The organism is Mycolicibacterium iranicum (assembly GCF_002101705.1).
GTDB classification, from domain to species: Bacteria; Actinomycetota; Actinomycetes; order Mycobacteriales; family Mycobacteriaceae; genus Mycobacterium; species Mycobacterium iranicum.
On the sequence record NZ_LQPC01000047.1, the window covers coordinates 58766 to 85754 of the forward strand.

General features: G+C 66.3%; 27 protein-coding genes. 15 read left to right on the forward strand and 12 right to left on the reverse strand.

Annotated elements, in window-relative coordinates:
• Positions 1-60 precede the first annotated feature (60 nt).
• On the forward strand, positions 61-1200 hold the full coding sequence (locus tag AWC12_RS21460; RefSeq protein WP_024447085.1) for an acyl-CoA dehydrogenase family protein: 1140 nt from the start codon (positions 61-63) through the stop codon (positions 1198-1200).
• A gap of 60 nt (positions 1201-1260) precedes the next feature.
• Here AWC12_RS21460 and AWC12_RS21465 read toward each other — a convergent pair whose 3' ends face one another.
• A complete protein-coding gene (locus AWC12_RS21465) occupies positions 1261-2193 on the reverse strand; it encodes an LLM class flavin-dependent oxidoreductase (protein WP_024447086.1) in 933 nt (310 codons plus the stop codon).
• 89 nt (positions 2194-2282) lie between these two features.
• On the opposite strand from AWC12_RS21465, the gene AWC12_RS21470 reads away from it, so the two are divergent.
• Positions 2283-3203 (forward strand): LLM class F420-dependent oxidoreductase, encoded by a 921-nt coding sequence (locus AWC12_RS21470; RefSeq protein WP_024447087.1) that lies wholly within the window; start codon positions 2283-2285, stop codon positions 3201-3203.
• Positions 3204-3209: 6 nt separating this feature from the next.
• On the opposite strand, the gene AWC12_RS21475 is transcribed toward AWC12_RS21470, so the two are convergent.
• The 4 genes from AWC12_RS21475 to AWC12_RS21490 all read right to left on the reverse strand — a co-directional run bounded on the left by AWC12_RS21475 (position 3210) and on the right by AWC12_RS21490 (position 7564).
• Positions 3210-4223: an NADP-dependent oxidoreductase gene (locus AWC12_RS21475; RefSeq protein ID WP_085177359.1), complete on the reverse strand. Its 1014-nt coding sequence runs from the start codon at positions 4221-4223 to the stop codon at positions 3210-3212.
• A 177-nt stretch (positions 4224-4400) separates the two neighbouring features.
• The gene (locus AWC12_RS21480) at positions 4401-4889 is read right to left on the reverse strand and encodes an SRPBCC family protein (RefSeq protein ID WP_024447088.1); all 489 of its coding nucleotides are present in this window, start codon (positions 4887-4889) and stop codon (positions 4401-4403) included.
• Positions 4890-4903: 14 nt separating this feature from the next.
• Positions 4904-6751: an acyl-CoA dehydrogenase gene (locus tag AWC12_RS21485; RefSeq protein WP_024447089.1), complete on the reverse strand. Its 1848-nt coding sequence runs from the start codon at positions 6749-6751 to the stop codon at positions 4904-4906.
• 105 nt (positions 6752-6856) lie between these two features.
• Positions 6857-7564: a DUF427 domain-containing protein gene (locus AWC12_RS21490; protein WP_085176847.1), complete on the reverse strand. Its 708-nt coding sequence runs from the start codon at positions 7562-7564 to the stop codon at positions 6857-6859.
• Positions 7565-7814: 250 nt separating this feature from the next.
• Here AWC12_RS21490 and AWC12_RS21495 point away from each other — a divergent pair, with 250 nt between their 5' ends.
• Complete coding sequence (locus AWC12_RS21495; protein WP_024447091.1) at positions 7815-9245, forward strand: WS/DGAT/MGAT family O-acyltransferase; 1431 nt, start codon at positions 7815-7817, stop codon at positions 9243-9245.
• Between the two features lie 144 nt (positions 9246-9389).
• A complete protein-coding gene (locus tag AWC12_RS21500; protein ID WP_024447092.1) occupies positions 9390-9968 on the forward strand; it encodes a hypothetical protein in 579 nt (192 codons plus the stop codon).
• 47 nt (positions 9969-10015) lie between these two features.
• Here AWC12_RS21500 and AWC12_RS21505 read toward each other — a convergent pair whose 3' ends face one another.
• A complete protein-coding gene (locus AWC12_RS21505) occupies positions 10016-10270 on the reverse strand; it encodes a DUF2631 domain-containing protein (RefSeq protein ID WP_085176849.1) in 255 nt (84 codons plus the stop codon).
• Between the two features lie 113 nt (positions 10271-10383).
• On the opposite strand from AWC12_RS21505, the gene AWC12_RS21510 reads away from it, so the two are divergent.
• On the forward strand, positions 10384-11232 hold the full coding sequence (locus AWC12_RS21510; protein WP_024447094.1) for a mycofactocin-coupled SDR family oxidoreductase: 849 nt from the start codon (positions 10384-10386) through the stop codon (positions 11230-11232).
• Here AWC12_RS21510 and AWC12_RS21515 read toward each other — a convergent pair whose 3' ends face one another.
• The 3 genes from AWC12_RS21515 to AWC12_RS21525 form a co-directional block, all read right to left on the reverse strand.
• Positions 11233-12585: a cryptochrome/photolyase family protein gene (locus tag AWC12_RS21515; RefSeq protein ID WP_085176851.1), complete on the reverse strand. Its 1353-nt coding sequence runs from the start codon at positions 12583-12585 to the stop codon at positions 11233-11235.
• A gap of 231 nt (positions 12586-12816) precedes the next feature.
• Positions 12817-13401: a fasciclin domain-containing protein gene (locus AWC12_RS21520; protein WP_024447096.1), complete on the reverse strand. Its 585-nt coding sequence runs from the start codon at positions 13399-13401 to the stop codon at positions 12817-12819.
• 41 nt (positions 13402-13442) lie between these two features.
• Positions 13443-14132, reverse strand: a complete 690-nt coding sequence (locus tag AWC12_RS21525) for a fasciclin domain-containing protein (protein WP_207576462.1) — start codon at positions 14130-14132, stop codon at positions 13443-13445.
• Between the two features lie 138 nt (positions 14133-14270).
• Between AWC12_RS21525 and dxr the strand changes: the two genes are divergently transcribed.
• The 7 genes from dxr to AWC12_RS21560 all read left to right on the forward strand — a co-directional run bounded on the left by dxr (position 14271) and on the right by AWC12_RS21560 (position 22080).
• On the forward strand, positions 14271-15434 hold the full coding sequence (gene dxr / locus AWC12_RS21530) for a 1-deoxy-D-xylulose-5-phosphate reductoisomerase (RefSeq protein ID WP_085176853.1): 1164 nt from the start codon (positions 14271-14273) through the stop codon (positions 15432-15434).
• A gap of 14 nt (positions 15435-15448) precedes the next feature.
• The gene (locus AWC12_RS21535; RefSeq protein ID WP_024447099.1) at positions 15449-16687 is read left to right on the forward strand and encodes a M50 family metallopeptidase; all 1239 of its coding nucleotides are present in this window, start codon (positions 15449-15451) and stop codon (positions 16685-16687) included.
• A gap of 11 nt (positions 16688-16698) precedes the next feature.
• Complete coding sequence (ispG, locus tag AWC12_RS21540) at positions 16699-17865, forward strand: flavodoxin-dependent (E)-4-hydroxy-3-methylbut-2-enyl-diphosphate synthase (protein WP_024447100.1); 1167 nt, start codon at positions 16699-16701, stop codon at positions 17863-17865.
• Between the two features lie 58 nt (positions 17866-17923).
• Entirely contained in the window at positions 17924-18778 is an 855-nt protein-coding gene (locus AWC12_RS21545) for a GNAT family N-acetyltransferase (RefSeq protein ID WP_024447101.1), read from the forward strand.
• Positions 18779-18804: 26 nt separating this feature from the next.
• Positions 18805-19482: a GNAT family N-acetyltransferase gene (locus AWC12_RS21550; RefSeq protein ID WP_085176855.1), complete on the forward strand. Its 678-nt coding sequence runs from the start codon at positions 18805-18807 to the stop codon at positions 19480-19482.
• A gap of 125 nt (positions 19483-19607) precedes the next feature.
• Positions 19608-21422 carry a penicillin-binding transpeptidase domain-containing protein gene (locus AWC12_RS21555; protein WP_085176857.1) on the forward strand — a complete coding sequence of 605 codons (1815 nt, stop codon included), beginning with the start codon at positions 19608-19610 and terminating at the stop codon, positions 21420-21422.
• A 49-nt stretch (positions 21423-21471) separates the two neighbouring features.
• Positions 21472-22080: a DUF1707 SHOCT-like domain-containing protein gene (locus AWC12_RS21560; RefSeq protein ID WP_024447104.1), complete on the forward strand. Its 609-nt coding sequence runs from the start codon at positions 21472-21474 to the stop codon at positions 22078-22080.
• Positions 22081-22085: 5 nt separating this feature from the next.
• Here the strand turns inward: AWC12_RS21560 and AWC12_RS21565 are convergent, their stop codons facing one another.
• Both AWC12_RS21565 and AWC12_RS21570 read right to left on the reverse strand, forming a co-directional pair.
• Complete coding sequence (locus AWC12_RS21565; protein ID WP_085176859.1) at positions 22086-23261, reverse strand: sulfotransferase family protein; 1176 nt, start codon at positions 23259-23261, stop codon at positions 22086-22088.
• Positions 23261-24370, reverse strand: a complete 1110-nt coding sequence (locus AWC12_RS21570) for a DUF1214 domain-containing protein (protein ID WP_051226733.1) — start codon at positions 24368-24370, stop codon at positions 23261-23263. Before AWC12_RS21570 ends, AWC12_RS21565 begins: the two co-directional genes overlap by 1 nt.
• Here AWC12_RS21570 and AWC12_RS21575 point away from each other — a divergent pair.
• Positions 24369-24971 carry a TetR family transcriptional regulator gene (locus AWC12_RS21575; protein ID WP_085176861.1) on the forward strand — a complete coding sequence of 201 codons (603 nt, stop codon included), beginning with the start codon at positions 24369-24371 and terminating at the stop codon, positions 24969-24971. The two genes, AWC12_RS21570 and AWC12_RS21575, sit on opposite strands and share 2 nt — an antisense overlap.
• On the opposite strand, the gene AWC12_RS21580 is transcribed toward AWC12_RS21575, so the two are convergent.
• Positions 24968-25354 (reverse strand): PaaI family thioesterase, encoded by a 387-nt coding sequence (locus tag AWC12_RS21580; RefSeq protein WP_085176863.1) that lies wholly within the window; start codon positions 25352-25354, stop codon positions 24968-24970. The genes AWC12_RS21575 and AWC12_RS21580 overlap by 4 nt on opposite strands.
• Before the next feature lie 22 nt (positions 25355-25376).
• Between AWC12_RS21580 and map the strand changes: the two genes are divergently transcribed.
• Positions 25377-26234, forward strand: a complete 858-nt coding sequence (map, locus tag AWC12_RS21585) for a type I methionyl aminopeptidase (RefSeq protein WP_085176865.1) — start codon at positions 25377-25379, stop codon at positions 26232-26234.
• A 102-nt stretch (positions 26235-26336) separates the two neighbouring features.
• Positions 26337-26969 (forward strand): hypothetical protein, encoded by a 633-nt coding sequence (locus tag AWC12_RS21590; RefSeq protein ID WP_024447110.1) that lies wholly within the window; start codon positions 26337-26339, stop codon positions 26967-26969.
• Positions 26970-26989 lie beyond the last annotated feature (20 nt).

Here is a 26989-nt window from a genome sequence, read left to right on the forward strand (position 1 = left end):
CAAACTCACGCCATAATGTCACGCTGCGTGGAGTGCGCCAAGCAGAGGGGAGATGTCGGTATGGACTTCTCTGAAGTCGCGCTGTCAGAAGAGGACACGACGTTCCAGGCCGAGTTGCGGGAGTTCCTCGCGTCGGTGGTGACCGAGAACGTGCTCAGGCGAGACCGCGAGACCGGCGACAACTTCGACGAGGACGTCCACCTGGCGCTAGGTGCGGCAGGCTACCTGGAGCGCGACTGGCGTCCCGAAGGCGAGGGTGGCTTCACTGCCGTGCAGCGGCGTATCTGGGAGCTGGAGATCGGCCGGGCGCAGACGCCGTGGTTTCACTGGGGCACGACGTCGATGGTCGCGACCGCGGTCGACAAGTTCGCCTCCGATGAGCTCAAAGCGGAGGTGCTCCCCAAGACTTTGTCCGGTCACTACCGGCTGTGTCTCGGCTATACCGAACCTGAAGGTGGATCGGACGTCGCGACGTGCAAGACCAGGGCCGTCCGGGAAGCGGATGGATCAACGTGGATCATCAACGGCTCCAAGATGTTCACTTCCAACGCCCACCACGCCCAGTACGTCTTCCTGATCACCAACACCGATCCGGACGCCCCGAAGCATCAGAGCCTGACCATGTTTCTCGTCCCGCTCGATGCGCCAGGTGTCGACATCCAGCCGATCCGCACCGTCGACGGCGACCGCACCAACATCACGTTCTACAGCGACGTCCGCATCGACGACCGCTATCGCATCGGAGAAGTCAATGGCGGGTGGGCCGTTCTGCGTGAGGCGCTCAACGCCGAGCACGGCACCGTGGAACGCGACAGCAGCGGCCTGCACAAGATCGCCGTCATGACGGAGCACGCCCTGCTGCTTGCCAACGAGATCGACCGGATCGCCGGAGCCGCAGATGTCGCCGACGATGCCGTGGCCTATCGGCTGGGTCGCAGCGTCGCGCGGCTGGAGGCTGCCATGAGCGCACCCGGCATGTTCGGACGCGTGGCGATCGCTCAGACGTTGCGGGACGTGACACCGGATCTGATGGACATCCTCGGAGCCGCGTCTGCACTGCCCGACGGGCTCAGTGCCGAGTACCTCTTTCGGCTGGCGTCGCCCACGGGTATCTACGGCGGCACGCTCGACGTGTTCCGCAACATGATCGCCCAGCACGCCCTCGGGCTGGGTAAGCCGAACTACTCGCCGCCGCGCTGACCGTGGGGATAGCGCACGCAGAACGCGTGATTCGCGTGCTCTAGGCCCACGTTCGACGGGCTAGAGCGCGGCGATGACCTCAGTCGCCAGTAGATCCAGCGTCTGGTCCGAACACCGGTCGTGGGTGAACAACACGATTTGACCGAAACCCCTCTCGACCAGCTCGCCCAAGCGATCCACGATGGAGCCGGGAGTGCCGATCAGGTTGGTGTCATACAACCCGAAACCCTCGCCGCCGAAGCGCTTCTCGGCAAGGCTGCGCACCTTCTGCAGTGAGGAGTCGTCGGGCGCCAACGCCATCACCGCCTCGATGGAGAGGACGATGCTCGACGGATCCCGGCCGATGTCCTCGCAGATCGACCGCAGCACCGCGATCTTCGTCTCGATCTGGTCCAGCGCGTAGGTCGGCACGTTCCACACGTCGGCGTAGCGCGCCACCAGGGGCAGCGTGAATTTCTCACCGACACCGCCGACGACGATCGGCGGCCCAGGCTGCTGGACGGGGCCGGGCTTGACGGGCATATCGGTGACGCTGAAGTGCTTGCCGGAGAAGTCGATTCGCTGGTCGGCGAATGCTTGATGAAGGATCTGCAGCGTCTCGCCGAGCTGCTCGGAGCGTTCCGCGAACGTGCCCCAGGGCAGACCGGCGCGGCGATGCTCGTCCTCGATCGAGCCGCTGCCGATGCCGAGCGAGAGCCGCCCGCCCGAGATCTGGTCCAGCGTGGTCGCCATCTTCGCCAGCGTGACCGGATGCCGGAACTGGTTGCACAGGACCATATGGCCGATTCGCAGCCGCTCGGTGCGGCTGAGCAACGCGGTGGCCAGCGTCCACGCCTCCATCGACGGGTACTCCGGCATCCCGGGCCCGTACAGATGGTCGTAGAGCCACAGCGAGTCGATCCCGAGCTCCTCGCATCGCCGAGCGCGGTGCAGCAGGTCCTCGAACGACAAGCCCATCTGAGGGAGATAGACACCGATCTCCGGACTGCTCATCGTCGCTCCCGCCGCTGTACTTTCCGCCGCCTGCATGGTAACGACATTCTCTGGAGCAGAGAAGACGATTCTGACCTCGGAGGCCGGGCATGCAGTTCGCAATCACCCATCCGATGCACAGCCATCCCTACAACCCGGAACTGGTCACGGGTGCGGGTATCGCGAGGGTGGCCGCTGCGGCCGAGAAGGCAGGCTTCGGTGGTTTCGGGTTCACCGACCACCCGGCGCCGACCCAGCGGTGGCTCGATTCGGGCGGCCACGATGCCCTCGACCCCTTCGTCGCGATGGGCTTCGCGGCAGCGCACACCACGACCTTGCGGCTCATCCCCAACGTCGTAGTGCTGCCGTACCGCAACCCCTTCGTGGTCGCCAAGGCCGGAGCCACCCTTGATCTGATCTCCGACGGCCGATTCACGCTCGCCGTCGGCGTCGGCTACCTCAAACGCGAATTCACAGCACTGGGGGTGGATTTCGACGAGCGCGCCGGTCTCTTCGAAGAGGCGCTCCACGTCATCCGCGAGGTCTGGACCACCGATGATCTCAGCTATGAGGGCAAGCATTTCACCGCCACGGGCATCACCGCACACCCCAGACCGGTCAGCGCTCCACACCCGCCGATCTGGGTGGGCGGCAACACCTCGGCGGCGCGTGCGAGGGTCGCGAAGTACGCCCAGGGCTGGTGCCCGTTCCGGGCCCCGGCGCTTCTGGCGCAGACGGCGCGCACAGCGGCGCTGGAATCCACGGAGCACCTCAAGGCGGGCATCGACGATCTGCGCCGCCGCCTGGACGAGGCCGGCCGCGATCCCCGCGGCGTGGACATCACCTTCACCAACGACGCGGGCGGAGCACCGGGCTCCGGAAACTTCAATGCTGACGAATTCCTCTCCGGTCTCGTCGAATTGGAGAAGGCGGGCGTGACGTGGATTCAGGTGAACGCGCCCGGGGACAGCCTCGCGCACGCGCTCGAGGCGATCGACGAGTTCGGAGAGACCGTCATCGGCCGACTATGAGCCCGTCTACGAGACCCTGACCAAGGTCTTGCCGATGTTGGCGCCGGTGAACAATCCGTTGAGGGCATCCACGCATGACTCGATGCCCTCCCAGATGTGCTCCCGATGGGTCAGCAGGCCCTGTTCTTCCCAACCGCGGAGCGCGGCGAAGGCCTCGTCGAACCGGCCCCATTCGTCGAGTGCGTTGAAGCCCTGCATCAGTGCGGTTTTCGCGAGCAGATTGACGTAGTTCGCCGGCCCGGGATGCCGGCCCGTCAGATAGCTGGAGATGACGCCGCACAGCACGACGCGGGCTTTGTGCGCGAGCCTGCCCAGCACCGCGTCGAGAATAGGCCCGCCGACGTTGTCGAAGTAGACGTTCACGCCCTGGGGGCAGTGCCTTTTCAGCGCGGCGGGCACGTCCTCGTTTCGGTAGTCGATGCACGCGTCGAACCCGAAGTCCTCGACGACGGCCTGGCACTTGTGGGGACCACCGGCGATGCCCACCACGCGGGCACCGGCGATCTTGGCGATCTGGCCGGCAACCGATCCGGTGGCACCGGCGGCCGCCGACACGACCACCGTCTCACCCTGTTGCGGGCGCCCGATACCCGTCATCCCGAAGTACGCGGTGGCGCCCGTCGGACCGTAGATCGACATCACGGCCAGCTGGTCGACCTGATCGCCCCGGCCAGGCACCGGCGTCGTGAAGAGGTCGTCGCGCACGATCGTGTACTCCTGGAAACCGGTCAGGGTGGTCACGATGTCGCCGACAGAGTAGGCGGCGCAACGGGATTCGATGACCTCTCCGATACCGGCGGCCCGGATGACCTCGCCCAACTGGACCGGAGGAAGATAGCTCGGCTGGTCGTCGAGCCACGTCCGCACAGCTGCGTCCAAGCCGACGTACGTCGTGCGCACGAGCGCCTCGCCCTCGCCGGGTTCGGGCGCGGGAACCGTGACGAGCTCCGTGTCATCGGGAGCGACCAGCCCGTCGGGGCGGCGGCGTAACACGATCTGGCGGTTCGTCAGCGTCGACACGAGCCAGAACCTACCGCCGAAACTGCATTCCACGCGCCGAATCGTGCGTGGAGGGCGCGCGGAATGCAGTTTCGGCGAGAACTACACGCGCCATAGCGCTTCCTGCGTCGCCGTGGCGCTCGAACTGCAGCAGCTGCGCGATCCAACTGCGGTTGCCACCTGTCTCAGGTGCCGACCCTATCGGGCGGCGAAGTACTTCTGTCCGTCGGAGGCCGCGCGGCCGAATGCGGCCCTGACGGCCGGTGCCAAGACCTTGAACGGCAGCTTCAGAGCGCCGACCGGTTCGATGGCCACCAACCAGGTGAAGCGTGTTCCGGTGCCCTCGGGCTCGATCCGATAGTCCTCGGCGAATCGCCGGAACAGCGGCACGTTGGCCTCGGTCGCGAAGAAGGCGTATCCGCTGCCTTCGGTCCACTCGAAGAACTGTTCGCGAACCAGGACAGGGCCGGTGCCTACCTCCCGGGTGGTGCCGGCCCCGAACGGGCGAGGGGACGTCCAGGTCAGCGAGCCCACCGTGTTGCCCCAGGCGGCCAGCGACTCGTCGGACTGCAGCGACTCCCACACCTGCGCGGGCGGCGTGTCGAAGTGCTTCACATACCGGAACACGTGCGGTGCGGACGTGAAGAAGCCGGCATCGGCGGGCTTGAGGGCGAACCAGCGGGCCATAGCAGAAGCTTGGCTCAGAAGGCCGCCTCGGGCAACGCCATCAGGTCGGCGGCGGTGTCGTGGATGTCTTCGACGACCCGGCGCACCGCCGACAGCTGCGGCAGCACGGTGGCCGCGAAGAACGATGCCGTGGCGATCTTGCCCTCGTAGAACGCGGCATCCTCGGCGGCGGCGCCGGCTTCCAGCGCCGCGTGCGCGACGTGTGCGGCCTCGAGCAACCGCCAGCCGATCATCAGGTCGCCCACTGCCAGCAGTAGGCGCACCGAGACCACGCCGACCTTGTAGATCTCGTCGGGCTGTTCCGAGGCCGCCAGCAGGTATCCGGTTACTGTCGCCACCATGGCCTGAACGTCCTCCAGCGCCGCGGCCAACAACGTCGCCTGGGGCTTGAGTCGCGCGTCGCACGAGTCGACGGTGCGGGTGATCTGAGCCGCCACATGGGCAAGGGCTTCGCCGCGGTCGCGAACGACCTTGCGGAAGAAGAAGTCCAGCGACTGGATTGCGGTGGTGCCTTCGTACAGCGAGTCGATCTTCGAGTCACGGATGTACTGCTCGATCGGGTAGTCCTGGAGGAAGCCCGAGCCGCCGAGGGTCTGCAGCGATTCGGTCAGCATCTCGTAGGCACGCTCGGAACCGACGCCTTTGACGATGGGCAGCAACAGATCGTCGACGCGGTGAGCCATCGACGGGTCGGCGCCGGACGTCAGTGCGGCCACGTCGTCGTTCTGATGCGCTGCGGCGTACATGTACAGCGCCCGCAGTCCTTCGGCGTACGCCTTCTGCGTCAGCAGGCTGCGACGCACGTCGGGGTGGTGCATGATCGTCACCCGCGGAGCCGTCTTGTCGGTCATCTGCGTCAGATCGGACCCCTGGATGCGCTCCTTGGCGTAGGCGAGCGCATTCAGATAGCCGGTCGACAGCGTGCCCGCGGACTTCACGCCGATCGTCATCCGGGCGTGTTCGATCACGGTGAACATCTGCGCGATGCCTTTGTGGACGTTCCCGACGAGGTACCCGACGGCGGGCCTGCCGTGCGCGCCGAAGGTGAGTTCGCAGGTCGGGGAGGACTTCAGCCCCATCTTGTGCTCAAGGTTGGTGGTGTAGACGCCGTTGCGCTCGCCGAGCTCAAGCGTCTCGGGGTCGAACAGGAACTTCGGTACGTAGAACAGGCTCAGACCCTTGGTACCGGGTCCCGCGCCCTCCGGCCGGGCGAGCACGAGATGGAAGATGTTCTCGGCGGTGTCGCCGACATCGCCGCCGGAGATGAATCGCTTAACTCCCTCGATATGCCACGTCCCGTCGGGCTGCGCGATCGCCTTCGCGCGCCCCGCGCCCACGTCGGAGCCGGCATCCGCCTCGGTGAGGACCATCGTCGCCGCCCAGCCCCGCTCCAGTCCTCGAGCGGCCCACATCCGTTGTTGCTCAGTGCCTTCGATGGCGAGCGCATGAGCCATCGCGGGACCGAGGGAGTGGAAGAACGCCAGCGCCGGGTTGGCGCAGAAGAACATCTCGCCCAGCGCCCACATCAGCGCCGCGGGCGCAGGGACGCCGCCGATCTCCTCGGCGATGCCGACCCGCCACCACCCGGCGTCCTTCACCACGGCCACGGTGCGCTTGATCTCGTCGGAGACCGAGATGGAATGCGTCGCAGGGTCGAAGATCGGCGGATTGCGGTCGGCATCGGCAAACGTCGCGGCGATCGGCCCCTCGGCCAGGCGCGCGACCTCGTCGAGCATCGTGCGGGCGATGTCGGTGTCCAGATCGCCGTAATTGCCGGCATCGAGCACCTCACCGAGGCGCAGGACCTCGAACAGGTTGAAGGCGAGGTCCCGGACGTTGGCGATGTAGTGCCCTTGAGCCATACCGCGGAGTGTGACGGCTCAGCAAAGACATACGCAAGCGTAACCTGCGCAAACCTACGATTACGCAACCGTAGGGTGGGTGGTCACGACCATATGTGACGCCGCTCACAGCCGGCATCGACAGTCGTCGTAGGACGCCGATTGCGGAAGCTCGGCCACCACCTCGAGCTTCGTGTCGTCGAAGGAGAGGAGACCGGCGAGAGGCAGGCTCTCCGGGAGTGGTTCGTCATAGCTCCACGCCGCGTCCTGAACGACGGTGTCACCGGCTACGACGCTCCAGTACGTCGCGTAACCCTTGTAGTTGCAGTAGGTCGACGTCTCCGAGCGACGGAGCAGTCCGGTGTCGACCAGCGCAGGCGACACATAGAGCCGCGGGTGCAGCGCAGTCTCGAACACGATGACGGTGTCGACGGTGTCCACCAATGTGACGCCCGCCGCCGTTACGCGCAGGCCGCGGTTGGTGGGGCGGCAGTCGACCCTGTGGTAGGGGTTGGGCGGGTAATGGACGAGACGGCGGCCTTCCTCCAGCCAGGTGTCCACGGCCTCCCACGGCACCACGACGTAACCCGGCGCCTCGGGGACCTCGTGGCTGGGAAGATTGCCGACCTCGCCGGCGGCGAAGGCGAAACTCAGCGCCGCGCCGCGCCGATGCACCATCAGCGCGCGTTCGGTGTCGATCACCTCGCGCCCGTCGAGAAACGCTTGCACGCGCCGTGGATGCGGCTCGATGTACACGAGGTCACCGTCGGTGGGCGGGCTCAGCTGTCCCGCGCGATCGCGGCTGAGGGGTCCGCTGCCCGCGACCAGGCTCATCGAAGTGGCCCGAGGCCAAGCGTTTTCATGCGCGTCATTACGTCCCGCTCTTTCCCTCGCTGTTCGAGATTCGCCTGAGAGTTTACAAATGATCCGCGAAACGTCACGAAGTCCGATTTTCGTGGAGCTGCCTGCCGATTGAACTTCTGCTAACAAGGATTGGCAGTTCCCTCGATCGCCGTCGAAGTGGGCGAAATTTGGGTGGAATGGGTATGACACTTCGCGTATCGACGACTGACGGGGGTGGCACGTGAGACGACTCAATGGCGTCGACGCCATGATGCTGTACAGCGAGACGCCGGAGATCCACATGCACACCCTCAAGATCGGCGTGCTGGACGTGTCGGACGTCGGCGGTTTCGACTTCGAGCTGTTTCGCAAGATCGCCCTGCCACGTCTTCATGCACTCGCTCCGCTGCGCTACCAATTGGTGGACATCCCGATGAAGTTGCACCACCCGATGTGGGTACAGAACGCCGAGATCGACGTCGACTACCACCTCCGCAAGGCTCGCGTCGCAGAGCCAGGCGGCCGCCGCGAACTCGACCAGCTGATCGGCGAGATCGCCAGCACGCCACTGGATCGCAACCATCCACTATGGGAGATGTATATCGCAGATGGACTGGCGGACAACAAGATTGCAGTAATTCACAAGGTTCACCACGTGCTCGCCGACGGAATGGCATCCGCCAACCAGTTGGCGATGGCGATTCAGCCCCACCCGCCTGAGATCGGCGGCCAGATGCCCGCGATCCGTCCCGATTCGACGGCGCCCGGCAACCTGCTTCGGGGTGCTGCGCGCGATCACCTGCGGCAGTTTCGCAGGCTGCCCAAACTGGTGGACGAGACCGCCAAGGGTGTCGTGCGGGTGCGCAGGAAGGCCAGGGAACGCGGCCCGAATCCCGATCTGGCGCGCAACTTCGCGCCGCCGCCGACCTTCATCAATCATGTCGTCGGCCCCGGGCGTCGTTTTGCGACGGCGCCGCTGGCGTTGGCTGACGTCAAAGAGACGGCCAGGCATCTGGGCGTAACGCTCAACGACATCGTGCTCGCCACGGCCGCGGGTGCGCTGCGCGAACTGCAGCTGCGCTACGACGGTGCGGCGGACTCACCGCTGATCGCGGGGGTTCCGGTCAGCGTCAACACGTCACAGGACCGCCTCGCCGGCAACGAATTCACCTACATGACACCATCTTTGCCGGTCCACATCGCAGACCCGCTGCAGCGGGTGAGGCTTACTGCGACCTCGACGGCGATCGCGAAGGAGAACCACAATCTGCTCGGACCCAACTTGCTGCCGTCCTGGCTGACATACCTGCCACCCGGCATGGCGCCACGTGTTTTTCGCTCGCAGGCTCGCCGCGTGGAGTCGGCGATGGTGATGAACCTGACGGTGTCCAATGTGCCGGGCCCGCGCGAACGGGGGCGTTTCGAGGGCGCCGTCATCAACGAGATCTATTCGGTCGGCCCGATCGTCGCGGGCAGTGGCATGAACATCACGGTGTGGAGCTACGTGGACCAACTCTCCATTTCCGTGCTCACCGACGATCGCACCCTGAAGGATCCGCACGAGGCCACCGATGCCCTCATTGCATCCTTCTCCGAGATTCGGGAGGCATCCGGCCTGACGGGGGAGTTGACACCCGTCGAGCTCGCCATGCCGACGGCGCCGGCGCTCTGATCATCGGAACCTGTTGCCGGAACGCGATTTCGCGCTACGGCGACGCGTAATCGCGCAGCATCGAAACTTTATCGATACTTTACAGATCAGCTCGATAGTGTCACGCTGTGGAGGGCGCGACGTGACGCGCCGAAGGGTGGCGCAATGACGATGATCGAGTTGGACGACTTCAGGTCGATTCCACGCAGGAAGACCGGCGTGCGCACGGCCGGAGAGATTATGCGTACCTACGGCATGACAGTGATCGCCGCCGACGTCGACGGGGCTGTCGCCTCAGCCGGCGGCTGGTTGTGCGACCGGGTCCGGGCGGGCTGGCAGGTCACCGTCTGGGTTCCCGCCGGATCCGACGTGCGAGCACTGACCGTTCTCGGCGTCCACGCCGAGGTGATGACGTCGGCAGTCGACGTGCTGCGCGACACGCCTGCCGCCGTCGCGGTCGACGCACGGGTGTTGCGTCACGACGAGCTCAAAAAGGCGGTGTTGGGGGTCGTCGATGCGGGGCGGGTCGAGGTCACGGTGTGGGGCGCGTCGGCGTTGTTCGGTTCCGACGGGCGCTTCGACGCGGTGCGTCACCAGCTCAGCACCGCAGCGCGCGCATTCAAGGCCTATGCGATACGGGCAACCGGGCAGCCGCTTGCCGAACAGTCCGCCGAAGAATTCGTCAGCACTGCGCTGTGGTACCCGCCCGACGGCGTCGACCTGGTGCCCGTTTCGGGACGCTAGACGCCGTCACGGCGGTGTGATTCGCGGCCGGCCGTTGGCGACCGGCGCTAGCGGGTGTCGCGGTTACGTGTGGTGTACCAGCTGCGGGCAACGAAACCCAGCACGAAGAGCGCGAACCCGATGAGGAAAAGATCTTCGACCCTGCCCTGGTGGTTGCCGCGCATCATCAGCAGCAGGAACGCGGCGGCCAGGATGCCGCCGATCTGGTAACCGCGGACGCTGCCGGTCGACCAGCCCCACTCCGCAGACGGCACCTCTTCGACGTCCACGCCGGTGCGTCGTTCCACCTCGGTGCTTGCCACGGCTGGCTCCTCAGGGTCGCAATGGTCGGGAGTGCTTCTTGGGAAGATTCTGACACAGCTCTACTACGCGTTGCCGTAGAGCCGGGTCTTTGGCCGCAGTAGGCTGGCCCGTCATGACAGGCGAGCGCCCGGGGAGCCTCTTCGAAGGCAAGGTCGTGCTGGTCACCGGCGCTGCGCGTGGCCAGGGACGTGCCCATGCGGTCCGATTCGCCGAAGAGGGCGCAGACGTCATCGCCTACGACTTGTGCGACCAACTCGACTCGGTCGCCTACCCGATGGCCACCCCCGAGGACCTCGAGGAGACCGCACGCCTTGTCGAGAAGACGGGCCGCCGCATCCTGGCCGAGCGCGGCGATGTCCGCGATCGAGACCGTCTCTCCGAGGTGCTCGCCAAAGGTGTCGATGCGTTCGGGCGGCTGGATTTCGTGCTCGCCAACGCCGGCATCCTGCCCGCCGCGGGGGACAAGGGCCGCGACATCGCCGCGTTCACCGACGCCATCGGCGTGATGCTCAACGGCGTCTACTTCACCATCGACGCGGCGCTGCCCGCACTGCTGCGCAATCCTGAGGGCGGCGCCGTTGTGATCACCAGCTCCGCGGCGGGATTCACTTCGGTCAGTACCGAATTCGGCACCATGAACCACGGCGCGGCCGGCTACACCGCGGCCAAGCACGGCGTCGTCGGTCTGATGCGGCACTTCGCCCGCTCGCTGGCGGAGAAGAACATCCGGGTCAACTCGGTCCACCCCGGTGGCGTAGCAACGCCCATGGTGCTCAACCAGGCGATGGCGGACTGGGTCGGCGAGCACCCGTCGTTCAGTGCCGCTCAGCAGCCGTTGTTGCAGCTGCCGATGATGGAGCCGCGCGACGTCAGCGACGCGATGGTCTACCTGTGCGGACCGGCAGGCCGCTACGTCACCGGCGTGGCGCTGCCCCTGGACGCAGGCCAAACGCTGAAGTAGTCACAGCGCGTTGTAGCGGCGCAGCGCCTCGACGCGCTCCTGCTTGTGATCGACGATCGGCTGGGGGTAGTCGTCGGGCCGATCGCGATCGAGGTTGTGCACATCCTCGACGTCGCGCAGCTCCGGGACCCAGCGCTTCACGTAGTCGCCGGATGGGTCGAACTTCTTGCCCTGCGTCGTCGGGTTGAACACACGGAAATACGGCGCTGCGTCGGTGCCGCACCCGGCCGCCCACTGCCAGCCGTGCTGGTTGTTGGCCATGTCGCCGTCGACGAGTTGGTCGAGGAACCAGCGGGCACCCCACTGCCATGGCAGGTGCAGGTCCTTGACAAGGAACGACGCCACGATCATCCGCACCCGGTTGTGCATGAAGCCGGTCTCGGCGAGCTGGCGCATCCCGGCATCGACGATGGGGAAGCCCGTCTTGCCCGCCTTCCAGGCCTCGAACGATTTCTGCGCCTCGCGCCCGTCGTCGACCTCGATGGCGTCGAACGCGGTGTTCCAGTTCCACCACGTGCTGCGGGGCCATTCGTGGACCACCGATGCGTAGAAGTCCCGGAACGCGAGCTCGCGCAGATACGTCTGGGCGCCCGTCCCGCGGCCCAGATCCGCCGCCAGAGTGCGTGGGTGAATGGTGCCGAACTTCAGGTGCGCCGACATCCGGCTGGTGCCGTCGAGGTCTGGCCGGTTGCGGTCGTCGCCGTAGTCGGCCAGCCCGTCCTCGACGAAGTCGGCCCATTGTCTACGTGCCCCGGACTCGCCTGCGGGGCGGTCGAGTTCGACACCCAGATCGGGGATTTCGACGGCCCGCACCCCCTTCACATCGCCCGGGTCGATCCACCGCGCCGACTTCTTCCCCGATTCAGCGGGCTTGCGCCAGCCGTGCTTGCGCCACGCGTCGTAGAACGGGGTGAACACCTTGTACGGGCTGCCGTCGCCCTTCGTGACGCGGCCGGGTGACACCAGGTAGGGCGAACCCGTTGCGACCAGCTCGACCTCGCCCGACTTCCGTCCGTCGCCCTGAAGCGCCTCGCGCACGGCGTCGTCGCGGCGGCGGCCGTACGGCAGGTGCTCCTCGGAGATGTGAACCGAGCCGGCCCCGATGGCTTTCGCGAGCTTCGGGATCACCGACTTCGCGTCACCGCGGGCGACGAGAAGCCGCCCATCCAGGCTGTCCTGCAGGTCGCGAAGTGCGTCGTAGAGGTATTGGAGCCGCCGCTTGCCGGACGACGCCTTCAGTGTCGGGTCCAGGACGTAGCAGGCAAGCACCTCGCCGTCGTCCTCGGCGGCGGCCAGCAGCGCGGGCTGATCGGCGAGCCGTAGATCGCGGCGAAACCACAGGACGGCGGGCATGGCATTGATGCTGCCCGCTATCTGCGATCGAGAAACAGGGGCACGCAAAATCTGACGAAAGGTTCATGCCTGTGCAGGTCTGGTCGGGCGCGACATTCCTCGACACGGCACGTCGAGATGTTCGCGGAGAAGGTCACCGCCAAGGTCAGGCTTTGAGATACCAACGAGAGACGAGGATCCCCCGTACAGCCGGGGGAGGTGTACGGGGGATCCTCTGTCAGGGAGCCGCGGCTAGGCCGTCGGCGGCATCAGCACAGTGTCGATCAGGTAGACCGTCGCATTCGCGGTCTGGACCCCTCCGCACACCACCGATGCGTTGTTGACCATCAGATGGTCGGGCGTACCGGTCACATTGACCTTCGCGCCCTGCACCGTCGCGTGCTCGCCGACGACGGCGTCAGGCGCTGCCTGACCGGGGACCACATGGTAGGTCAGGATGTTGGTCAGCAACTCCGAGTTCGTCTTCAGCGTCTCGATGGTCGCAGGATCGATCTTCGCGAACGCCTCATCCGTCGGGGCGAAGATCGTGAACTCGGCCCCGTTGAGCGTGTCCACGAGATTGACGTTCGGATTCAGCTGGCCGGAAACGGCTTTGGTGAGTGTGGTGAGCAGCGGGTTGTTCGCCGCGGCGGTCGCCACCGGAGCCATCGCCATACCCTGGACCGACCCCGGGCCCTCCGGAACCTGCTGCACGTAGGCCGCGCAGCCCGGCCCGACAGGGGCGGCCGAAGCCGTGCCCGCCACCCCGAGCGAGAGCCCGGCTACCGCGGCTGCTGCGAAACCAGCTCCGAGACAACGCTTTACAGAAACATTCATGATCAATTTCCTTTCGTGTCGGTGTTGGTGTGTGAGGAGAATCAGCTGGCCGGCGGCATCAGCACGGTGTCGATCATGTAGACGGTCGCGTTGGCGGTCTTGACGCCGCCGCAGACCAGTCCGGCGTCGTTGACCTTGAGGTCGTTCCCGGCGCCGGTCACCGTCAGAGGCGCACCCTGGACGGTGGTGTGCTCCCCGGCCACTGCGTCGGGCGCGGCCTGTCCCGGAACGACGTGGTAGGTCAGGATGCTCGTCAACAGATCAGAGTCGGTCTTGAGCGTCTCCAGCGTGGCCGCGTCGATCTTGGCGAACGCGTCGTTGGTCGGTGCGAACACGGTGAATTCGCCCCCGTTGAGGGTGTCGACGAGGTTGACGTTGGGATTGAGCTGACCGGACAGCGCCTGCGTCAAAGTGGTGAGCTGCGGGTTGTTCGACGCGGCGACAGTCACCGGATCCATCGCCATGCCTGCCACCGAACCGGGACCCTCGGGCACCTGCTCGGCGTATGCCGCGCATCCACTGCCGATCAGGTTGGCGGCGGGGTCTGCAGCCGGGGCCGACGTCGTCGTCGTCTCCGAGCCGGTAGCTGATTCGACGGCCGACTCGGCCGCACTCGTCGCGGAGGAAGCGGTGCTGGCAGCCTCTTCGCTCGAACAGGCGGCGGCGCCGAAAATGGCGAGCGCAGCGAGTCCGGCCGCGGCAGTCGTCTTCCGGTGGTTCGTCATCTTCATTTCCTCATCCCTTCGTGTACGGACACCGTTGCCCGCACTCAGTTGGCACACGGGTGATTCCCAGCCGGGACCCGTTTGGATGGGTCGAAACCGTTGGCGTCATACACACGTCACATCCTGGGGCGGCACAATGAACGCGTGACGGACAGGCGGCGCGTACTGATCCTGGGAAGCACGGGCTCCATCGGCACCCAGGCGCTCGAGGTCATCGCGGCCAACCCGGACCGCTTCGAGGTGGTCGGGCTCGCCGCCGGTGGCGGTAACCCTGAGCTGCTGGCGCGGCAGCGCGCCCAGACCGGCGTGACACGGGTCGCGGTTGCAGACGAGGCCGCCGCGATTGCCGTCGGCGACGTCACCTACTCGGGTCCGGATGCGGTGACCCACCTCGTCGAGGACACCGAGGCAGATGTCGTCCTCAACGCGCTCGTCGGGGCGCTGGGCCTCAAACCCACGCTGGCCGCGTTGGCCACCGGCGCCCGGCTCGCCCTCGCCAATAAAGAGTCCCTGGTTGCCGGCGGACCGCTGGTACAGAAGGCAGCTGCACCCGGCCAGATCGTGCCCGTGGACTCTGAGCACTCCGCCCTCGCTCAGTGCCTGCGTGGGGGCAGTGCCGACGAGGTCGCCAAGCTCGTCCTCACCGCCTCCGGAGGCCCGTTCCGCGGTTGGACCGCCGAACAGCTCGACGACGTCACCCCCGAGCAGGCCGGCACGCATCCCACCTGGTCGATGGGGCCGATGAACACGCTGAACTCAGCGTCGCTGGTCAACAAGGGGTTGGAGTTGATCGAGACGCACCTGCTGTTCGGTGTCGACTATGACCGGATCGACGTCGTTGTCCACCCGCAGTCAATCGTCCACTCGATGGTGACGTTCACCGATGGCTCCACGCTCGCCCAGGCGAGCCCACCCGACATGAAGTTGCCCATCGCCCTGGCGCTCGGCTGGCCGTCTCGCGTCTCCGGCGCGGCGTTGGCCTGCGATTTCGCCACGGCGTCGCGGTGGGATTTCGAGCCACTGGATGATGACGTTTTCCCGGCGGTGGCGCTGGCGCGCGAGGCGGGCCGGGCCGGTGGTTGCCTGACCGCCATCTACAACGCGGCGAACGAGGAAGCCGCCGCGGCGTTCCTCGCCGGGCGGATCCGATTCTCCGCGATTGTGCGCACAGTTGCTCACGTGCTGCGCGCTGCCGACCAGTGGGCCGCCGAACCAGCTACCGTGGAAGACGTACTCGACGCTCAAGACTGGGCCCGTGACCGGGCCCGCAGCGCGGTCGAGGCCGAACCCGCAGGTAGCAGAAGTTAGGACTGGCCGCCACGATGATGTACGTGCTTGGCGTGACGCTGTTCGCGCTCGCCATCCTGGTCTCTGTGGCCTTGCACGAATGCGGCCACATGTGGGTGGCCCGCGCGACAGGGATGAAGGTTCGCCGCTACTTCGTCGGGTTCGGCCCCACGCTGTGGTCCACCTGGCGGCCGAACAGGTTGGGTCAGACCGAGTACGGCATAAAGGCCATTCCTCTCGGCGGGTTCTGCGACATCGCGGGCATGACCGCGGTCGAGGAACTCGATCCCGAAGACCGGCCCTATGCGATGTACCGGCAGAAGACGTGGAAGCGCGTGGCGGTGCTGTTCGCCGGGCCTGCAATGAACTTCATCATCGGTCTTGTCCTTATCTACGCGATCGCCATCATCTGGGGACTGCCCAACATCAAGGCTCCGACCACCGCGGTGGTCGGGGAGACGTCGTGCATCAAATCCGAGGTCACCGAGGGACAGTTGGGCGACTGCATCGCCAACAGTCCCGCGGCGGCGGCCGGCATCCAGGCCAACGACGTCATCACCAAGGTCGGCGACACCGAGGTCGCGACGTTCGACGCGCTCGTCGAGGCTGTGCGGGCGCAGAACGGTCCGACGACGCTCACCGTGCAGCGCGACGAGAACGGTCAGGTGCGCGAGTTCACCACGACCGTCGTCGTCACCCCCAGCCAGCGGTTCGTGGCGGGACAGGACGGCGGACCGGCCGTCCCCGCCGAAGTCGGCAGCATCGGCGTCACCGCCGCTCAGTTCGGGCCGACGCAGTACAACGCGCTGACCGCGGTACCGGGCACGTTCGTGTTCACCGGAGACCTCGCCGTCGAACTCGGCAAGGCCATCGTGAAGATCCCGACGAAGATCGGTGCGCTCGTGCACTCCATCACGGGCGGCGAACGCGATCCGGAGACGCCCATCAGCGTTGTCGGGGCCTCTCGTATCGGCGGCGAAACCGTCGAGCACGGGATCTGGGTGGCGTTCTGGTTCTTCCTGGCCCAGTTGAACTTCGTGCTGGGCGCGGTCAACCTGATCCCGTTGCTTCCGCTCGACGGCGGGCACATCGCGATCGCACTGTACGAGAAGGTCCGCAACATGTTCCGTCAAGCGCGCGGCAAAGTGGCCGGCGCTCCCGTCAACTACCTCAAGCTGATGCCCCTCACGTATGTCGTGATCATCGTGATGGTGGGCTTCACGCTGCTTACCGTGACAGCAGACGTGATCAATCCGATCACGTTGTTCCAGTAGGAGACTCCGAAGTGACCTCTATCGGTCTTGGAATGCCTGCGCCGCCCGCGCCCGTTCTGGCACCCCGTCGCAAGACCCGTCAGCTGATGGTGGGCGATGTCGGGGTCGGCAGCGACCACCCCATCTCGGTGCAGTCCATGTGCACCACCAAAACTCACGACATCAACGCGACACTGCAGCAGATCGCCGAACTCACCGCGTCCGGATGCGACATCGTGCGCGTCGCCTGCCCTCGGCAGGAAGACGCCGATGCGCTACCTGTGATCGCCAAGAAGGCGAACATCCCGGTGATCGCCGACATCCATTTCCAGCCCAAGTACATCTTTGCCGCGATCGACGCCGGCTGCGCTGCCGTGCGCGTCAATCCCGGCAACATCAAAGAATTCGACGGCCGGGTCAAGGAGGTCGCCAAAGCGGCGGGCGACGCGGGCATTCCGATCCGCATCGGCGTCAACGCCGGCTCGCTCGACCCTCGCATCTTGAAGAAGTACGGCAAGGCCACCCCGGAGGCGCTCGTCGAATCGGCGCTGTGGGAGGCCTCGCTGTTCGAGGAGCACGGCTTCGGTGACATCAAGATCAGCGTCAAGCACAACGATCCGGTCATCATGGTCGCCGCTTATGAACAGCTGGCCGCGCAGTGCGACTATCCGCTGCATCTCGGCGTCACAGAGGCGGGCCCGGCGTTCCAGGGCACCATCAAGTCCGCGGTGGCTTTCGGCGCGCTGCTGTCCAAAGGCATCGGCGACACCATCCGGGTGTCGCTGTCGGCGCCGCCCGCCGAAGAGGTCAAGGTGGGCAACCAGATACTGGAGTCGCTGAACCTGCGCCCGCGTGGTCTGGAGATCGTGTCGTGCCCGTCGTGCGGGCGGGCCCAGGTCGACGTGTACACGTTGGCCAACGAGGTGACTGCCGGCCTGGAGGGCATGGAGGTGCCGTTGCGCGTCGCCGTGATGGGCTGCGTCGTCAATGGGCCTGGCGAAGCCCGCGAAGCCGACCTCGGGGTGGCGTCCGGTAACGGCAAAGGACAGATCTTCGTCAAGGGCGAGGTCATCAAGACGGTGCCCGAGGCGCAGATTGTCGAGACCCTGATCGAAGAGGCTATGCGGCTCGCCTCCGAAATGGGCACGGCGCGAGGTTCCGATGATGTCACCGGTTCGCCCGTTGTGACCGTAAGCTGAGACCTGGCCCCAGGGGGTGGGGCCATCCCCCTACGGGTCAGTCGCAGAAAGAGTCCAGATGTCGGCTCCTCCGCTTTTTCGTCTCGTCGACGAACGAAGAGTGTCGGTGGTGCGCGACATCGTGGCGGTGCGGCAGGTTCTCGACGAGGATCCGGTCGCAGGCTGCATGGTCGCTTCCCGGGTCGCCGAGCACGGTATCGAGCCGTCCGCCATCGGCGGGGAACTGTGGACCCGTAGGCGCGCCACGGAATCTCTGTGCTTTGCCGGGGCCAACCTCATTCCGCTACGCGGTGGGCTCGGAGACCTGAATGCTTTCGCTGACAAAGCGATGAGCTCCGCTCGGCGCTGCTCGTCGCTCGTCGGTCGCGCCGAGCTTGTGCTCCCGATGTGGCAGCGGCTCGAGCCGGTCTGGGGTCCGGCGCGCGACGTTCGTGCGCATCAACCGTTGATGGCGTTGAACTCCGCGCCTGCGTGCGGCATCGACCCGGCTGTGCGTCAGGTGCGGATGGACGAACTCGACGCGTATCTGGTGGCGGCCATCGACATGTTCATCGGCGAGGTCGGCATCGACCCGCGCATCGGCGACGGTGGGCGGGGCTACCGCCGCCGGGTCGCCGGGCTGATCGCTGCCGGCCGTGCGTGGGCCAGATTCGACCGTGGCGACGTCGTCTTCAAGGCCGAGGTCGGGTCGCAGTCTCCGGCGGTCGGCCAGATCCAAGGCGTGTGGGTGCATCCGGATCAGCGGGGCCGCGGCATCGGCACTGCCGGCACCGCGGCTGTCGCGGCGGCGGTCGTCGGCGGCGGACGTATCGCGAGCCTGTACGTCAACAGCTTCAACACCGTCGCCAGGGCAACGTATGCGCGGATCGGTTTCACCGAGATCGCGTCATTTGCGACGGTCCTGCTGGACTGAACCAGCACTGCGCTTACTCTTCGGGTATGACCTCCCAGGACGCGACCGCGGCGAGCCGCGAGATGGCTGCTGCGCTCGTCCATGCGATGGAACGCCGTCACGAGGTCCTCGACGCGGTTGTCGGGTCCGAAGACTACGACGCGGCGATCGAGTCGATCGCCGCGCTGCTCGACACCTCCGAAGAAGCCGCCGAGGCCGTCCTTAGCCTGTCGTTCGACCGTCTCACCAAGGTGTCAAGGCGCCGCATCGCCGACGAGTTTCAAAACCTGGACCAGCAGGCGGGGTTGACGTTCACCCCATCGGAACAGACGCCGGGGTCGGCGCGTCGGCTGATCCTGCGGCCGTTCACTGCAGACGAAGACCGCGACATCTTCGCCGCGCGCACCGCCGACATGCAGTCGGCGGGCGACGGAACCGCGGCGCCGGCAGGCGATCTCGGTGACGAGATTCGCGATGCCGTGGCACGTGTCGCCGCGGAGGAGGCGGCCTGGCTGGTGGCCGAGGTCGGGTCGACGAAGGTGGGCATGGTGTTCGGCGAGCTGGTCGACGGCGAGGTCGGGGTGCGAATCTGGATCCACCCGGACCACCGCAAGCGGGGCTACGGCACTGCCGCGCTACGCGCCTCGCGCTCGGAGATGGCGGCCTATTTCCCGGCCGTGCCTTTGGTCGTGCGCGCGCCGGCCGCGGGCGCTTACGGGTCCTGACGGACGCCGAAATCCACCTTTTGCGGACGGTTACTCGCACTTCGTTCGCAAATGGAGGATCTCGGTGTGACCGGGTCGGTGCGCCTCCGCCCACTGGAGGTCTCGCCTTCGTAACATCTGCCTCAATGGCAACACTGTTCTCACCCGTATCACGTAGCGCGGCATTGATGACGACTGCGGCGCTGGTCCTCGCGCTCGGCGCGTGCACCCCGCGGCCCAACGGGCCCGAGCCCACGGCAGAGGAATTCTTCGAGGCGCTCGCCACCGGTGACACCAGCGCCGCCGCCCTGTTGGCCGACGATCCGGAGGCCGCCCGCGCGGCGCTCAATGAGGCGTGGGCCGGACTCCAGGCCACTGGCCTGGACGCCCAGGTCCTGAGCACCAAATACGCCGAGGACACCGGCAGCATTGCCTACCGCTACACCTGGCACCTGCCCAAGGACCGCACCTGGACCTACGACGGACAGCTCAACATGGTGCGCGACGAAGGCCGCTGGGAAGTGCGGTGGGGCGCAACCGGTCTGCATCCGAGGCTTGGGGAGAACCAGACATTCGCACTGCGCGCCGACTCCCCGCCGCGAGCATCGGTGCATGAACGCACCGGCACGAATGTCCTGGTGCCCGGCTACAGGTACAACATCTCGCTCGACGCCAAGGCGGCCGGCGCCGACCTCATGACCACCGCACAGACGGTCGCCGGTGTGCTGCACCGCTTCGACAACGCCCTCGATCCGCAACGCCTCGCCGAGCAGGCCAGCTCCACCCCGGGGTCCTTGAGTCTGGTGACGCTCAAGCAGGCCGACCACGACGCCGTCGCGGGAGCTCTGCGTGCACTGCCCGGTGTGGTGATCACACCGCAGCCCGACATGGTGCCCACCGACGAGACTTTCGCACCTGCCCTGGTCACTGAGATCAAGAAGACCGTCGCCGACGATCTTGACGGTGACCCGGGCTGGCGTGTCGTGACGGTCAACCAGAACGGTGTCGACGTCGACGTCCTCAACGAGGTTCCCGGCGAGCCCGCGCCGTCGGTCAGCATCAGCCTCGACCGTTCGGTGCAGAACGCCGCGCAGAACTCGGTCAATTTCACCGATAAGCAGGCGATGATCGTCGTGATCAAGCCGTCGACGGGTGAAATCCTGGCGGTGGCACAGAACGCCGCCGCCGACCGCGAAGGTCCGCTGGCCACCATGGGCCTTTTCCCCCCGGGCTCCACGTTCAAGATCGTCACTGCGGGAGCAGCGATCGAACGCCAGATGGCCACGCCCAACACACTTCTCGGGTGTCCGGGAACCATGGACATCGGCCACCGCACGGTGCCGAACTACGGCGGCTTCGATCTCGGCACGGTCCCGATGTCACGGGCCTTCGCCAGCTCGTGCAACACGACTTTCGCCGAGCTGGCCAGCCGGATGCCACCGCGAGGGCTTACCCAGGCCGCCTCGCAGTACGGCATCGGACCCGACTACGACATCGCGGGCTTGCCGACCGTGAGCGGTTCGGTGCCGCCAACGGTCAACCTGACCGAACGCACCGAGGACGGCTTCGGTCAGGGCAAGGTGCTCGCCAGCCCGTTCGGGATGGCACTGGCGGCGGCTACCGTTTCGGCGGGCCACACCCCGGTGCCCCGCCTCATCGAGGGCCGCGAGACCACCGTTACCGGCGAGCGGCAAGTGATCTCACCTGAGGTGGTGGAGGGCCTGCGGCCGATGATGCGGCTCGTCGTGACCAACGGCACCGCCGAGGATCTGCAAGGCGCAGGCGACGTCCGCGGCAAGACCGGCGAGGCCGAGTTCGCGGGAGGCTCGCATTCCTGGTTCACCGGCTACCGGGGAGACATGGCGTTTTCGGCGCTCATCGTCGGGGGCGGCACGTCGGAGTACGCGGTCCGGATGGTCAAGAACATGCTCGACTCACTGCCTCCCGACTACCTGGCCTAAAGGCCGGGGCAGCTGGAGAGCCACTACCGGCGGTACCGTAGGTGTCGCCATGACCGACATCAACCACGGCCGATACGGTGCCGTCGAGCCGACCGAGATGAGAATCTCCGACGCGGATCGCAACGGCACGTTGCGCAGGCTGCACAACGCCGTCGCACTCGGCCTGATCGATATCCAGGAGTTCGAGGAGCGGTCGGCGATGGTGTCGCAGGCCCGGCAGCGATCCGAACTGGATGCGCTCGTCAGTGACCTGCCGGGTCCTGGGGCGATCGTGACGTCGGCGGCCGACCGTGTCGAGCTGCGCGGCGTCCTCGGCTCGTTGAAGCGGCAGGGCGAATGGGTGGTGCCCTCGCGGCTGGCTCTGCACCGGCGGATGGGATCGGTGGACCTCGACCTCACTCGCGCTCGCTTCGCCGGGCCGATCGTCGTCATCGAGCTGGACATGAAGTTCGGCGGCCTGGACCTGCGCCTCCCAGACGGGGCGAGCGCCTCCATCGACGACGTCGAGGTCAACGTCGGAAGCGCTCACGATCACCGGCGGGAGGCGCCAGCCGAGGGGAACCCGCACGTCATCCTCACGGGCAAGGTCGTGTGCGGGTCGGTGGACATCCGGGGACCGCGCAAGTCGTGGCGACGCGGTCCGCTGCGCGCTCGCTGACGGGATCACCGCAGCGGCTCATCGGGGACGTCGTAGCGCTGCTGGTAGGAGCGCACCTGCTCGCGCACCTCTGAGGCGTCCAAACCTGTGTCGGCCCAGCGGTATCGATTGCCGCCGTGGTCGCCGGGGTGGGCGGCAAGGTGTTCGCGCATCCGCTGTTCGGCGGTCGGGGAGAGTTCTCGGCCCAGCCGCCCGTAGAGCCCGCGAATGGTCGCGAACGGGTCCTTCATGAAGTCTCGAAAGTGCACGTCGACCACCTGGTCTGCGGGCAGCACACCGGAATCGCGCATCTTCATCGCGTACTCGAGGCCGACAACGATCTGCTCGCGCGACTGCGCTGCACAGTCGGGGATCGAGGACTCGTCGGATGCCATCCGGCGGAGATGATGGATCAGCGCGCTGATCGAGGCGATGACGTTCAGCGGGTCGCGGTGCGTCTGCACGATCAGCGCGTCCGGGTACTCGGCGAGCAATGCGTCGAGTTGCCACAGGTGCGCCGGTGACTTCAGCAGCCATTGGCCGCCGACCCCGGACTGCAAGTGCTGCAGGAACATTCGGTGATAGCGATACGCCGGTCGGTGATCGGCATCGTAGAGCAGCCAGCGATAGTAGTCCGGCATCCGGTACTGCGTCGGGAAGATCATCGAGCAGAACTCGCCTGAGAACATGCGCACGCATTCCTGCCCCACCAGCGCCCCCATCGGATGGTGGGACAGCAGCCCGGGCACGATCTGTTCGGACATCTCCAAAGTGGCCTGCGTCTGCGCGATCCGGGGGTCCGTGTCGTAGGTGTCGGCCTCTGGCACCGGAAAGGGATTGTCCACTTCCCAGGTCAGCGGTGGGCGCAGCGCGGGATCCTGGGCGAGCAGGTCGAACAGGATCGTCGTCCCCGTGCGCGGCTGGCCGACGATGAAGATCGGCCGTTCGACGGGAGCCGCGGCGACGTTGGGGTGGCGCTTGCGCCAGTCGACGATCTGCAACCTGCTCGTCAGCGCGCGGTCGATGTCCATCACCGCGATCTCCACCCCGAGCTCGTTGAGCCGCGACTCGGGAGAGGCCAGTCCGTCGCACACGCGGTCAAGACCATCCCGCCAGCTGGTGCTGTCCCCGAAGTCCTCGAGACCCGTTTTGTCGCAGGCCCTCTCGATGAGCAGGTCAGGGTGGAAGCGATCGCTGTCCATCAGGCGGCTCCTCGTACGACGGTGCTGCGCACCTCGGGGGCCTCTGGCTTGTCGAGCCACCGCACGACGACGAAGCCCCGGTGTCGCCCGCCGGTGTCCAGCCAGTGCCCGTGTCCGGAGTCTTCGGCGCCGATCGCGATGCGGACCTGTCCGTCCTGATCGGGTGCCACGCCCTTGTTGGTCACCGAGCTGTGCCTCAAACGCGGCTCGAGGCACTCGTGCCAGACACTCTCGAGGGTGACGTTCCAGTACCGCGTGTCGGGCGGTGCGAATTCGAGCAGCAGCGTTTCGTCAGGTTCGAGGGCGAACGACCCGATCATGTAGAGGTTGTCCGGTGTGGTGTCGGCGCTGCCGAGATCGGCGGCGTGCGCGGTGACGAGCACGTTGGGTTCACTCAGCATTTCGGGCTTGACGGTGCGGTGCAGGGTGGTGAGTTTGACGATCGTCCATGCCATCGCGGTGAGTGCCTCGGCCATGCCGGTGTCGGAAACCGGCTGCAGGGCAGCAGGATCGAGGCAATCGATCCGCATTGTTGCGGGCAACTCGGTGGCGAAGTCGCCGATGTATTCGCGCACCACGATTGACGACGCATCCTCGGGCACCTCTAACCATTGCGCGGTGCCCAGAATGTCGGGCGATGGTTTGGTTGCGGATACCACCAACTCGAAAGCGCCTCTGATGCAGCGGAGTTCACTGTCACCCAGGTAGGAGGCCATTCGGCGAGGCGTCAACCCGCTGCCCGCCAGCACCTGAAAGCCGAGATAAGCGGTGTCGCCCCGGGTGCCGCTGATCCGGTAGGTGCGGTCGCCGCGGATCATCGCGAGCAGGTATCGACCGTCGGGATTGGGGCCACCGATCAGCCTGGTCTCGGTGCACATGTCGAAGAACCGGGGCCGCTGCGGATCGGCCTCGACGGTCATCTCCGTGCATAGTGCCGTGGCCTTGGCCAGTACGCCGAGGCCTTCGAGCAGTTCACGCTCACTGGTCGCATCCTCGATGACCGAGTTGGTGAGGTCGGCCAGCATCTGCTGAACGAATTTCCATGATTCGAGGCTCGCCGGCGCGAGGTCCTTGCCTTTCGCATTCACGGTGAGACATAGTTCCACCATGGACGTCGTCTCATCGGGAATCGCGCGAGAAAGTCTGACAGTCCGTAAGCAACGCGCGACCAAGGCCCGCATCGCGGCGGCCGCCGCGCAGGCCGTCGCCGATCACGGGCTGGCCGGCGCGACGATAGAGCACATCGCGGTCGCCGCAGAGGTCGGCCGGGCCACGTTCTTCCGCTACTTCAGCGCCAAAGAAGACGCCGTCGCCGACGGCATGACGACACACTGGCTGGACGCGATCACCGATGCGATCGCCGAACAACCGCCCGCGCTCTCGGCCGTCGACGCGGTGCTTGGCGCTTTCGAGAGGCTCGGCGACGACTTCGACACGGTCGCCGACCAGGTGCGCGAGCTGGCCACGCTGACGAGGTCATCCCCGGTGTTCAGCGCTTGGACGCTGCAGATCTATCTGCGCTACGAAGCGGCGATCGCCGATCTGGTGGCCCCCCGCTTCCCGGACCTGCTGCCCGAGGATGCGCGGCCGCGACTGCTCGGCGCCATGGCCATGGCGTCGGTGCGGATCGCGCTCGACGACTGGCTCAGCCACGGCGGGTCTCTCCCGGAGCGGGTGCGATCGGCGCTGGGGTCCCTGGAGGTTCGTTAGCGCGGGTCGAGCACGGCGAAGCTGAGGGTCGCTCGCGCAGCGAGCCGGTCACGCGCAACGTCGACGACATCGACGGCGATGACCTGCAGTCGGCGGCCGGCGCGCACCATCGTGGCCTGCGCGCGGGCCGGACCTTCGAGCACCGGGGCCAAGAAGTGGATCGTCATGTCGGCGGTCGTCACGTCCTGGCCCGGTCCGGTGTGCCGGTCAGCCAGTCGGCCCGCGGCGATATCGATCAGCGTCGCGACCAGTCCGCCCTGCAGCGCTCCGCGCCGATTCACCAGATTCGGCTGGTTGTCCAGCTCGATGACCAGGCGCTCGTCGGACACCTCGACGTCACGGAAGTTCATCTGGGCGAACAAATGGCCTGGGGTGACCTGCATGGCGGAACGCTAGCATTGCTATATGTCTGTACGGACCGCCCTCCGGCCCGGCGCGGTGTCCCCGATGCTGCCGGTGCCCAAATCGATCGAGCGCCCCGAATACGTCGGCCGGCCGACGGCGCGTGAGGGCAGCGAGCCGTGGGTGCAGACCACCGAGGTGATCGAGAAGATGCGGGTAGCGGGTCGGATCGCCGCGGGCGCGCTCGCTGAGGCGGGGAAGGCCGTGGCGCCTGGAGTGACCACCGATCATCTCGACCGCATCGCCCACGAGTACATGGTCGACCACGGCGCGTACCCATCGACGTTGGGTTACAAGGGTTTCCCGAAGTCGTGCTGCACGTCGCTCAATGAGGTCATCTGCCACGGCATCCCGGACTCGACGGTGATCGAGGACGGCGACATCGTCAACATCGATGTCACGGCCTACATCAACGGCGTGCACGGAGACACCAACGCGACGTTCCTCGCGGGCAACGTGTCCGAGGAGCATCGGCTGCTCGTAGAGCGCACGCAGGAGGCCACCATGCGAGCCATCAAAGCGGTCAGGCCGGGACGGGCGCTGTCGGTGGTCGGGCGCGTCATCGAAGCATACGCGAATCGCTTCGGCTACAACGTCGTTCGCGATTTCACCGGGCACGGCATCGGCACCACGTTCCACAACGGTCTCGTGGTGCTGCACTATGACCAGCCCTCGGTCGAGACGGTGCTCGAGACGGGGATGACGTTCACCATCGAGCCGATGATCAATCTGGGCGGCCTGGACTACGAGATCTGGTCCGACGACTGGACGGTTGTCACCAAGGACAAGAAGTGGACCGCTCAGTTCGAGCACACGCTGGTGGTGACGGACTCTGGCGCGGAGATCCTGACCCAGCTCTGAGTGCTCGGTAGCCTGAGTCCCATGAGGCGGCGGGTTCCTGCGCACGTGAGGAGCGATTGGGCTTCTGCGCACGTGAGGAGCAAGAAGGTTTTGGTCCTTGCGATGACGGGCTGCCTGCTCGCCGGGTGTGGAAACACGATCACCGGTAGCGCGACCTGGCCGGGTGCGCGGCTCGACAGAGCGGTGTTGACCGAAGCCGATTTCCCGCCTGGGGTGCGTTTCGAGCGCATTGATCGCGACCCGGGGGAGGGCGACAACGCGAACGGTCCGCCGCCGATGCTGTCGATGCCTGAGGGTTGCACGGACGGTCTGACGCGCGACATCGCCGGGTCCGCCGAACGTGGCCCGGGTAGCGCGGTCGAATACGTGGTCGCCTATGACGGTGCCCGAATGGTCATCACGGTGCTGTCGTGGCGTCTCAATTTAGAACAGTTGGCGGCGACCGCAGAGCGGTGTGCTGAATACCGGACGTTCTTCGATGAGGCGGATCCCGGCATCGAGATGACGACGACGCAGATGCGGATCCCACGCGAAGACGCGCTGGCCTATGAGCAGACCATGCATCTGATGGGCGACAAGAGCAGCGTCTACTTCTCGTTCGAGAACGTCGGCAATATCGGCATCTTCGGTATCGCATTTCCGACACCCGATCCGTCCATCGCGGTCAAAGGCACGCTCCCGCAAACCTTTCTGGATATCACCACCAAGCAAGCTGAGCGCGCGCTGAACTCCTGACGCTCTGTCAACCGTGTTCA